Origin of the sequence: Sphingomonas sp. (genome assembly GCF_039595165.1) — a bacterium.
Lineage (GTDB): Bacteria > Pseudomonadota > Alphaproteobacteria > Sphingomonadales > Sphingomonadaceae > Sphingomonas.
Genome location: NZ_JBCNMA010000119.1, coordinates 1 through 10,307 on the forward strand (window position 1 = coordinate 1; position 10,307 = coordinate 10,307).

The 10,307-nt window shown below is 70.0% G+C and carries 10 protein-coding genes and 3 pseudogenes; 4 read left to right on the forward strand and 9 right to left on the reverse strand.

From position 1 onward, the window contains the following. From ABDV68_RS15675 to ABDV68_RS15705, 7 genes and pseudogenes are all read right to left on the reverse strand, one after another. Window positions 1-193 (reverse strand): annotated as a pseudogene (locus ABDV68_RS15675) (hypothetical protein); the annotation flags it as partial. Window positions 194-294: 101 nt separating this feature from the next. Then, window positions 295-1,623 (reverse strand): FliI/YscN family ATPase, encoded by a 1,329-nt coding sequence (locus ABDV68_RS15680; protein ID WP_343521038.1) that lies wholly within the window; start codon window positions 1,621-1,623, stop codon window positions 295-297. Between the two features lie 9 nt (window positions 1,624-1,632). Further along, entirely contained in the window at window positions 1,633-2,352 is a 720-nt protein-coding gene (locus ABDV68_RS15685) for a FliH/SctL family protein (protein ID WP_343521039.1), read from the reverse strand. Then, on the reverse strand, window positions 2,345-3,355 hold the full coding sequence (gene fliG, locus ABDV68_RS15690; protein ID WP_343521040.1) for a flagellar motor switch protein FliG: 1,011 nt from the start codon (window positions 3,353-3,355) through the stop codon (window positions 2,345-2,347). Before fliG ends, ABDV68_RS15685 begins: the two co-directional genes overlap by 8 nt. Further along, window positions 3,352-5,022, reverse strand: coding sequence for a flagellar basal-body MS-ring/collar protein FliF (fliF, locus tag ABDV68_RS15695; protein WP_343521041.1), 1,671 nt, complete (start codon window positions 5,020-5,022; stop codon window positions 3,352-3,354). The genes fliG and fliF overlap by 4 nt, the downstream gene beginning before the upstream one ends. 5 nt (window positions 5,023-5,027) lie before the next feature. Next, entirely contained in the window at window positions 5,028-5,408 is a 381-nt protein-coding gene (fliE, locus tag ABDV68_RS15700) for a flagellar hook-basal body complex protein FliE (protein WP_343521042.1), read from the reverse strand. After that, on the reverse strand, window positions 5,405-6,655 hold the full coding sequence (locus ABDV68_RS15705) for a sigma 54-interacting transcriptional regulator (RefSeq protein ID WP_343521043.1): 1,251 nt from the start codon (window positions 6,653-6,655) through the stop codon (window positions 5,405-5,407). The genes fliE and ABDV68_RS15705 overlap by 4 nt, the downstream gene beginning before the upstream one ends. Window positions 6,656-6,904: 249 nt before the next feature. On the opposite strand from ABDV68_RS15705, the pseudogene ABDV68_RS15710 reads away from it, so the two are divergent. Both ABDV68_RS15710 and ABDV68_RS15715 read left to right on the forward strand, forming a co-directional pair. Next, window positions 6,905-7,312 (forward strand): annotated as a pseudogene (locus tag ABDV68_RS15710) (flagellin protein FlaA); the annotation flags it as partial. 795 nt (window positions 7,313-8,107) lie between these two features. Beyond that, window positions 8,108-8,362 (forward strand): annotated as a pseudogene (locus ABDV68_RS15715) (flagellin); the annotation flags it as partial. A gap of 400 nt (window positions 8,363-8,762) precedes the next feature. Here the strand turns inward: ABDV68_RS15715 and ABDV68_RS15720 are convergent. Further along, window positions 8,763-9,116 (reverse strand): YbaN family protein, encoded by a 354-nt coding sequence (locus ABDV68_RS15720; protein WP_343521044.1) that lies wholly within the window; start codon window positions 9,114-9,116, stop codon window positions 8,763-8,765. Beyond that, window positions 9,116-9,784, reverse strand: coding sequence for a helix-turn-helix transcriptional regulator (locus ABDV68_RS15725; protein WP_343521046.1), 669 nt, complete (start codon window positions 9,782-9,784; stop codon window positions 9,116-9,118). Before ABDV68_RS15725 ends, ABDV68_RS15720 begins: the two co-directional genes overlap by 1 nt. A gap of 63 nt (window positions 9,785-9,847) precedes the next feature. Between ABDV68_RS15725 and ABDV68_RS15730 the strand changes: the two genes are divergently transcribed. Both ABDV68_RS15730 and ABDV68_RS15735 read left to right on the forward strand, forming a co-directional pair. After that, window positions 9,848-10,150, forward strand: coding sequence for an NIPSNAP family protein (locus ABDV68_RS15730; protein WP_343521047.1), 303 nt, complete (start codon window positions 9,848-9,850; stop codon window positions 10,148-10,150). Then, the coding region (locus ABDV68_RS15735; protein ID WP_343521048.1) for an antibiotic biosynthesis monooxygenase at window positions 10,150-10,307 on the forward strand (158 nt) is incomplete at its 3' end. The genes ABDV68_RS15730 and ABDV68_RS15735, both read left to right, overlap by 1 nt.

Below are 10,307 nucleotides of genomic sequence, written 5' to 3' on the forward strand. Positions count from 1 at the left end.
GGCTGGTGGCGCTGCCCGGCTTGGGCGCGGGCGTCGGCGCGACGCCCTCGGCGAGCTGGGCGATGCGCGCGCGGAGCGCTTCCTCGTTATCGACCTTCGCACGTGCCGCCACCTCGCTCGCACGCACCATGTCGAGCTGCAGCGTGCGGACGCGCAGCAACCGGCCGAGCTTCTTCTGGTGCTTGTCAGGCATTTTGGGGGGAGTCCGGCACCAGCCCGCTCCCCCACCCGGCCACCCGGTGAGAGTACCTTGTGGGAGACCGGGTGGAGGAGCGGGCTCGCGCCGCCTTCAAACTACGCATCGCCGAAGACGCCGACCAGCTCCGTTACCGCCTCTTCGAGGCTGACCGTCTCGTCATAGGCCTGGCGGATATAGTCGAGCACCGCATCGTGGCAGGCGATGGCCGCGTCGATCGCCGGGTCGGCGCCCGCGCGATAGGCACCCATCAGCACCAGGTCGCGATTCTCCTCATACGTCGCGAGGTGGCGGCGCAGCACGCGCGCCGCGGCGACATGCTCCCTGTCGGCGATGTCGGTCATCACGCGGCTGACCGAGGGGCCGAGGTCGATCGCGGGATAGATCCCGCGTTCGGCCAGCGCCCGGCTCAGCACGATATGCCCGTCGAGGATCGAGCGCGCCGAATCGACCACGGGGTCGTTGCCGTCGTCGCCATCGGCGAGCACGGTGTAGATCGCGGTGATCGAGCCGCCGGTGTGCACGTCGGTGCCCGCGCGTTCGATCAGGCTCGGCAGCATCGCGATCGCCGAGGGCGGATAGCCGCGCGCCGAGGCCGGCTCGCCCAGCGCCAGGCCGATCTCGCGGCCGGCGTGCGCGACACGAGTCAGCGAATCCATGATGAGCAGGACCTTCTTGCCTTCGTTGCGAAAGGCTTCGGCGATGGCGGTGGCGCGCAGCGCGCCGCGGATGCGCAGCACCGGCGAGTGGTTGGCGGGGACCGCGACCACGACCGAGCGCGCGCGCGCTTCGCCCGCGACCTTGGTCTCGAGGAAGTCGGACACTTCGCGCGAACGCTCGCCGATCAGGCCGATGACGATCACGTCGGCCTTCGCCGCGCGCACCATCATGCCGAGCAGCACCGACTTGCCGACGCCCGATCCGGCCATGATGCCGACGCGCTGGCCCTGGCCGATCGTCAGCAGGCCGTTGATCGCGCGCACCCCGACATCGAGCGGCTGGAGCACGCGGCCGCGGTCGAGCGGCGACTGGATTTTCCCCGCAAGCGGCCATTTCCCCGCGCCGCGGATCGGGCCGAGTCCGTCGATCGGCTTGCCCGCGCCGTCGACCACGCGGCCGAGCATCGCCGGACCGACTTCGGCCTCGCCCGGCGGGCCGACCGGGCGCACCGGCGCGTTGGGCAGCAGGGCGGCTGGCCCGCCCAGATTCATCAGCAGCGTCTTGCCGCCGCGAAAGCCGATCACCTCGGCCTCGACGCGATTGGCGCCGACGCCGATCGCGCACACCGTGCCGACCGGCAGCGAGAGGCCGACCGCCTCCATCAGCAGCCCGTCATAGGACGACAGGCGGCCCGAGACCTTGGGCTGCGGGCGGAAATCGTGGCAGGCGAGGCCGTCGAGATAGTCGGCGGTGAAGTTGTTGTACATGCGGCGTTCTCAGACGGCAGGCGGGATCGGAACGCGGTCGATCGCCTGCGCGAGCTGCTCGAGCCACATGTCGGGGCCGTCCTCGACGATGGTCGAGGCGCTCTCGATGACGAAGCCGCCGCGCGTGACATTGGCGTCGCCGATCGGGAAGATGGTGTTGGGCAGATGCCGCTGGACCAGCGCCACATCGTCCGGATGAAGGCGCAGGATCGCCGATTCGGCGCTGTCGGCGAGCATGTCGGTCGCGGCCTCGATCCGCGCGGCGAGCACGTCGGGCGCGACGCCCATCTCGCCGATCATCTTGGTGACGAGGTGAAGCACGGTCTGGCGCAGATGGCCGGCCATGCGCTCGCGGTCGAAATGCGCGCCCTGCGCCAGCGCGTCGCTGACCTGCTGGAGCAACGCCGCCTGCTGAGCTGACGCGGCATCGGCCTCGGCGCGGCCTGCGGCGAGCCCTTCGGCATAGCCGGCCGCGCGAGCCGCCGCGATCGGGTCGACGAATTCCCCGGGCTCGGGCGCCGGCTCGGGATCGAACGGATCCCAGCCTTCGGTCGGCCTGCGGCCGGGCTCGGCGGGACTGAAGTGCCTGGGCTCGACCGGTGCGGCGTTGCGCGGCCCGATCTCCCGCGGGGCGAATGCCTCGGGCGGAGCGAAGGCGCGCTGCAGCGCCTCGGCGATCCCCGCGCTGCGCGCGGCGAGGCCGGGAACGAAGCTTGCGGCATCAGACATAATCGTCGTCCCCGCCTCCGCCCGGCATCGTGATCGTGCCGTCCTTGACCAACTGGCGAGCGATTCCGATCATCACCTTCTGTGCCTCGAGCACCTCGGCGAGCTTCATCGGGCCGCGCGCTTCCATCTCGTCGCGGATCGTGTCGGCCGCGCGGCTCGACATGCAGGCGAGGAAGCGGTTGCGCGCCGCCTCGTCCACCCCCTTGAGGCTGCGGACCAGCACGTCGCTCTCGATGTTGCGCAGCAGCGTGCCCATGTTCTTGTCGTCGAGCTCGAGCAGGTTGTCGAACACGAACATCGCCTCCTCGATCGCCTTGGCGACCTCGCGGTCGATCTTGGCGAGCTTGGGCATCACCTTCTGCTCGACGATCTTTTTCGCCGACGACATGATCTTGGCCGCCTCGCGCGTGCCGCCCATCTGCACGCCGGCGACGCGGCGCGGCTGGCTCGAATGGCGTTCGAGCAGGTCGGTGAGCGTGGCGATCGCCTCGGCAGTCACCGGCCCCAGGCGCGCGACGCGGCGCAACACCTGCGGCTGAATCGCCTCGGGCAGCATCTCCAGCACCTGCGCGGCGACCGCGGGGTCGAGATGCGCCATCAGCACCGCGGCGATCTGCGGATGCTCCTCCTCGAGCATCGCCGCGATCTCCGGCGCGTCCATCCAGGCGAGCGCGGCGATCGATTCATTCTGCTGGGGCGGCAGGATCCGCGCGAGCACATTGCCCGCGCGCTCCGGGCCGAGCGCCTTGGTCACCACCGATTCGAGCTTGGGGCGCGGATCGAACTGGATCGCGCTGCGCTCCTGCGCGCGGCCGGTGAAATCGTCGAGGACCTGCGCCATCTCCCATTCGGAGACGTCGGCGACGCTCATCATCGCGGTGCCGAGCTGGCGGACCTCGTCGGGATCGAGCTTCTGCAGGATCGCGGCGGCTTCCTCGTCGCCGACGACCATCATCAGCACGGCGGCGCGCTCGACGCCGCTGAAGTTGCGGGGCGCGTTCACCGGCCGTCCGCCTTGATCATGTCGCGCACCGCGAGCGCGGCGCGCGCGGGGTTGTCGCGGGTGAAGTCACGCACCAGCCCGACGCGTTCCCCCAGCGGCACGCCGCCCGCACCGAGCATCTCGGCACTGACCGGGGCCGGCATCGCGACGCCGTCGGCGCCGCCCATCGGCAGCGACGAACCGCGGTTCGCATCCTCGCGCTTCTTGAGCAGCGCCTTGGCGAGCGGGCGCACGCCGAGCAGCAGCACGAGCAGCGCGATCACGATGGCGGTGACGTTGCGCGCGATCATCGCGAACCAGCCGCTCTCGTAGAAGGCCGGACCTTCGTCCTTGGAGTCGGCGGCGGAGCTGAACTTGCGGCTGACCACGGTCACCTGATCCTGGCGCGCGGCATTGAAGCCGACCGCCGCCTTGACCAGCTCGTCGATCTGGCGGATCTCGACCTGGCCGCGCGGCTTGCCCGGCTCTTCCTTGAGCAGCACCGCGACCGACAGCCGCTTGATGTTGCCCGGCGCGGCGCGAGTGACCGAGATCTCCTTGGCGTTGTCGTAGCTGCGCGCGAAGCTGTCGCTCTGCTTCATGCCGGGCGCGGCGGCGGGCGCCGCCGGCTGCCCCGCGGCAGCCGCGGGCGCGGCGCCTTCGGGCGTCGGCGTGGCGACCGTGGCGGGCGCCGGGGCGACATTGGAGAGCGCACCGGGAATGCCGCCGGGCGCATTGGCCCCGTCGCGCGGCGCGCCGGTCCAGTTGCCCTGCTCGGCGCGCACCACGGCGCCGGTCTTGTCGAAGCTCTCGCGAGTCGCCTGGCTCTCGTCGAGGTCGACCTCGGCCTGGACCTCGGCGGTGAAGTTGCCTGGACCGAGCAGCGGAGTGAGTAGTTGCACGAGCTGCTGGCGGTACTTGTCCTCGACGCGGCGCTGGAAATCGATGCGCGCGTCGCCGGCGGTGCCGTCCTGGCCCGACTTGCTGAGCAGCGCGCCCGCCTGATCGACGATCGTCACCGCCTCGGCCTTCATTCCCGGCACCGACGAGGCGACGAGGTTGACGATCGAGCGGACCTGCGCGTCGGACAGCGTGCGGCCCGGCTGGAGCTTGACGATGACCGAGGCCGAAGGCTCGGCCTTGTCGCGGACGAACGCCGTGGCCTCGGGCGTGGCGAGGTGCACGCGCGCCTCGGCGACGGTGTCGATCTCGCCGATCGAGCGGGCGAGCTCGGTCTCGCGCGCCTGGCGCAACCGCTCGCCCTCGACGGCGCGCGAGACGCCCATCGGCAGCTGGTCGAGCAGCGCATAGCCGCCCGGCGCCGCCTTGGGCAGGCCCTGGCCGGCGAGCAGCATGCGCGCCTTGTGATAATCGTCCTCGGCGACGGTGAGCGAGCCTGCCCCATCGATCGCATTGGGGATGCTCGCCGCGGTCAGCGCCTCGGCCACGGCGGCCTTGTCGCTTTCGGGCAGGCTGGCGAACAGCACGCGCTGCGGCGGCGTCGACAGCGCCATCCAGGCGAGCGCGGCGGCGCCGACAAGCGCGAGCATGAAGATCAGCGGCAGGCTGCGCTTGATCGCGGGCTGGCCGAGGATCGAGCGCATCTGGCTCAGCGGATTGGCGAAGCCGCCGGCGCCTGCGGGCGCGGAGAGGGCGGTGGGTTCGGCGACGGAGACTGCGTTGCTCATAGCGATCAGACCGGCATGCTCATGATGTCACGATAGGCGGTGAGAAGCTTGTTGCGGACCTGAAGCGTCGCTTCGAAGCCCACCGACGCTTCCTGGCGAGCGAGCATCACCTTGGCGATGTCGACCGTCTCGCCGCGCTCGTAGGCGGCGGAGAGTTCGCTGGCGCGGTTCTGCGCGCCATTGACCTGCTTGAGCGCGCTTTCCAGCGTGTCGGCGAAGCTCGCCGGGCCGGCGGGCTGGCCGACCGGTGCCGCGGCCGGAGCCGCCGCGCCGCTGGTCGCGCGCTGGAGCGCCTCGTTGCGCTCGAGGATCTGCGCGCGGAGCTGCATGACGCGGTCGATCCCGCCGGCTCCTCCGCCAATGCCTCCGATACCGCCGATGCTCATGCGATGGCCCTCCGCGCGATATCCTCACCCTGCTCGCGCGCCTTGGCGAGGCGGTAGCGCAGCGTGCGCTCCGAGATGCCGAGGCGCTTCGCAGTCTCGACGCGGCTGCCGCCGCATGCCGCCAGCGTCTCGCGGATCGCCGCGAACTCGCTGAGCTGGACGATGTTGCTGAGCGTGCCTTCGGCCTGCTGCGCCGGAGCGGCGGCGGGGGCACGGTCGAAGATCAGGTGATCGGGGAGAATCGCGTCGCCCGGGCAGAGCAGCAGCGCGCGCTGGATCACGTTCTCGAGCTCGCGCACATTGCCCGGCCAGTCATGACCCTGGAGCACCGCCAGCGCCTCCCGCGTCACCCAGGGGAGGCGGCCGCGATTGCCGGCATGGCGCAGCACCATCGCCGAAGCGAGCGCGGCGACGTCGCCCGGGCGCTCGGCGAGCTGGCGGGTCGAAAGCGGGAAGACCGAAAGGCGGTAGTAGAGGTCGGCGCGAAAGCGGCCCTCGGCCACCTCGGCCTGGAGGTCGCGGTTGGCGCAGGCGATGACGCGGACGTCGATCTTCTCGGGCACGGTCGCGCCGATCGGCACCACTTCGCGCTCCTGCAGCGCGCGCAGCAGCTTGGCCTGGAGCGCGAGGGGCATCTCGGCGACCTCGTCGAGCAGCAGCGTGCCGCCGTTCGCCGCGCGGAAGAAGCCCTCGCCCGCGGCGTTGGCGCCGGTGAACGAGCCCTTCACATGGCCGAACAGCAAAGCCTCGAGCATCGTCTCGGGCAGCGCCGCGCAATTGACGGCGATGAACGGGCCGTCGCGGCGGGTCGAACCCATATGGATGGCCTTGGCCAGCACTTCCTTGCCGGTGCCGGTCGGGCCGTTGATCAGCACGGTGATGTCCGCCGCGGCGACTCGCTCGGCCAGCGCATAGAGCGCGAGGCTCTCGGGGTCCGCCGCGACCGGGGCATGCGCGCCGCGCAGCATCGCGCTGGCGAAGCCGCCGGCGATCGCAGCGTCCTCGGGGCCGAAGCTCAGCCGTGCGGGGTTGCCGTCATGAAAGGGAATCGCCTCGACCGGTCCCTCGGCCAGCACCAGCGTGCGCGCCGAGACCGGCGGGGCCTCGCCCTCGACGATCATGAAGAGATCGCCAGGCATCGGCTTCACCTTGTCGGCGGCGCCGATGGTGAACCCCTGCGCCCGGAGCGACGAGACCAGCGCATAGTGCTGGCGGAGAACCGCCGCCGACGGAAAGATCGTCTGCATTCAAACCCCCCTGTTGGGAGCTGAATGGAGGATTGATGGTAAACGACTGGTAAACCACGTGGCAGAAATCGGCCGAAGCGGCTCCAGATTGCCGCGCGCGCTCTCCCGCGTACGCGCGAGGGGCTGACCCGGCGTGGTTCAGAAAACTGCTTAATCCCCGTCTCAGCCTGCCGTTCACCCCTGTGGCGGCTCGGGTTCCTTCGCATTCAGGGGGGTACGCGGGGGCGCCGAACTGAACGGAGATACGACATGACTGTTATCGGAACGAACATCGCGAGCCTTCGCGCCGCGAACGCGTCCAAGCTGGCGTCCTCGTCGCTGCAGACCGCCATGGAGCGTCTGTCGACCGGCAAGCGGATCAACAGCGCCAAGGACGATGCTGCGGGCCTCGCCATCGCGAGCCGCATGACCAGCCAGGTGAAGAGCATGGCCGTTGCCATCCGCAACGCCAATGACGGCATCTCGCTGGCCCAGACCGCCGAAGGCGCGCTGGGCGAGGTCACCAACATGCTTCAGCGCATGAAGGAGCTCTCGACCCAGGCGGCGAACGGCACGCTGAGCGACGACGACCGCTCGACGCTGCAGTCGGAGATGACTCAGCTCATCGCCGAGGTCGGCCGCGTCGCGCAGACCTCGAACTTCAACGGCGTGAGCCTGCTCGACGGCAAGACCGGCAGCGTTTCGCTGCAGACCGGCATCAATGCCGGCGAGACGATCTCGCTGTCGATGCTCAACACCACGGCCGAGAAGCTGGGTCTCAAGACCGGCGTCGAGGGTCCGGTGGTCGGCACCGTCGGCACGGCGGGCTTCGGGAAGAACCAGCTGCAGATCAACGGCACCTGGATCGGCGCGAGCGTCGATGCCGACGGCGAGGCGAGCACCGCGATCGCCGACAAGGTGACCGCGATCAACGCCGCGACCAGCGAGACCGGGGTGACGGCCGCTGCGCAGACCAAGCTGTCGCTCAAGATCGACAGCGCTTCGGCGACCACGACCGGCGCGCTCAAGATCAACGGCACGGCGATCGACCTCAGCAAGGGTGCGGTCGACGGTCCGGACGCCGACACCACCGCCGACGCGTGGAGCTACGAGGCGCTCAAGGCCGAGATCGACAGCAAGAACCTCGCCGGCGTTACCGTCACGGTCAACGCGGCGGGCGACGGTCTCGACATCGTCAGCACGGGTGAAGTCGACTTCCTGGTCGAAGCCGCTGCCGACGTGACCAAGGTCAAGGTTCGCGCCGACGGTGCGACCGCCGACCTCGCGATCGCCGAAGACGTGGAATCCACGGTCGCGCTGAACCAGGTCAAGCTGACCGCGGCTGCGGGCGAGACGATCATCGTCGGCGGCGAGACCGCGGCGCTGACCTCGCTCGGCCTCACCGCCAACTCGGCGAAGGGCAGCGATCTGTCGATCGCGACCCAGGCCGACGCGTCGGCCGCGATGAAGGTGATCGACGACGCGCTGACCGAGATCTCGGCCGGCCGTGGCGATCTCGGCGCGGTGCAGAACCGCCTCGAATCGACCGTCGCCAACCTGACGACCACGACGAGCAACCTGTCCGAAGCGCGCAGCCGGATCGAGGACGCCGATTTCTCGGCCGAGACGACCGCGCTCGCCAAGGCGCAGATCCTGGCGCAGGCGTCGACCGCGATGCTGGCGCAGGCCAACCAGTCGCAGCAGAACGTTCTCTCGCTGCTTCGCTAAGCGTGTGCCGGTCGGGGTGTCACCCCCCTGACAGGCACCAAGGCCGGTCACCCTCTCTTCTCGGGGAGGGCATGCGGAAGCCCCGGTGGTCCACGACCACCGGGGTTTTTCTTGCGCGCGGGCGGCGTGGTCGGGTGCGGAAGTTTACACCGACTTTACACTATCGACGTGCCTTGCCACGTGCCGCTGCGCCATGGCCTTGCGAACTTCGGATGTGGCGCGGCGGCTGGAGTCACGATGGCCAAGAGCGGGAAGCTTCCGATTCGGCCGGAGTGAAGCAGGTCAAATCCAACTTGTATCCAACAATCGCAGACAGCCATGGGTGGTCAGCGGCCATTGCCGTCCCCCGCCATCCCGGCTCATGCGCGGATGACGAAGCGAAGGTCGATGCGGTGGGACGCTAGCCCTCCGGCCGAGTCCAGATCCAGCCGCCGACGATCACCGCCGCGGCGAGCGTGACCAGCGGCCAAGGCATGTTGGTCAAGGCGAAGGCCAGGGCGATGCTGATCGCGAAGGCCAGAGTCGCGGCCTTCTTGCCCGCACGGCTGATCGCGCCGCGCGCGCGCCAGCGCATGATGTGCGGACCGAACTGGCGATGCTCGAGCAGCCTGCGCTCGAGCCGCGGCGAGCTGCGCGCGAAGCAATAGGCGGCGAGGATCACGAACACCGTGGTCGGCATCACCGGCAGCAGCGCGCCGATCACCGCCAGCCCGAGACTGACGAAGCCTGCGATAAGATAGAGATGGCGGCGCACTAGAGGCCGAAGGCCCGATCGAACGCCGCGCCACCCGCGGCGTCGAATGCGATCACCCGGCCCGCCCCGCGCTTCGCCCAGCCCTGTGCCAGCACGTGCCGGAGGATCGCCGCGCCCAACGCCCCGGCGAGATGGTTGCGCCGTTCGCTCCAGTCGAGGCAGGTCCGGCATTCCGGACGCCGGCCGCGCGACGGCAGCACCACGCCGATCGCATCGAGCCGAGCCCGGCCCGCTTGCGTGATCCGCGGCGCCTCACCCGCCGTCACCATGCCGTCCGCGACGAACCGCTCCGCCAGCCGCACCGCGCGTTCCCCGGCAAGATGGTCGTAGCAGACTCGCGCCTCGCGCATCGCGGCGTCGCGCGGACCCGGCCGCACCGGCTTGGCGCCGGTGCGCTCGGCAATCCCCATCAGCAGCTCGATCGCCGCAGCGACGTCGCCGTCGTCGAGCCGGAAATAACGGTGCCGGCCCTGCCGCGCGCATGCCACCAGTCCGGCGTCGCTGAGCTGTGCAAGGTGTCCGGAAGCAGTCGGCAACGCCACGCCGGCGCAGCCGGCGAGCTCGCTCACGGTCAGCGCGCGCCCGTCCATCAGCGCAACCAGCATGTTGGCGCGCGCCGGATCGCCGATCAGCGCGGCGACGCGCGAGATGGAAGGGCCGTCCTGCATAGTTCGGTCATAGCCGAAGCATTGGCGACAGACAATCGGCTATCGCGTGCGCAGGAGGTACCCATGCTCACCTGCTTCATCCGCTACCAGATCGACCCCTTCCGCATCGACGCGTTCGAACAATATGCCCGCGGCTGGAACGAGGCGATCCCGCGCTGCGGCGCCGGGCTGATCGGCTATTTCGCCCCGCACGAGGGCTCGGCGACCACCGCCTATGGCCTCTACGATATCGAAAGCCTGGCCGCCTATGAAGCGTATCGCGCGCGGCTGCGCGACGATCCGGTGGGGCGCGAGAATTTCGCCTTCGCCCGCGCCGCGGACTTCATCCGGCGCGAGGACCGCATCTTCCTGCGCAAGGTGACTTGATGATCGCGGTGATCTTCGAGGCCGAACCTGCCGAGGGCCAGGCGAACGCCTATCTCGACATCGCCGCGTCGCTGCGTGACGAGCTCGAGACGATCGACGGCTTCATCTCGGTCGAGCGCTTCCAGAGCCTGGCCACGCCCGGCAAGCTGCTCTCGCT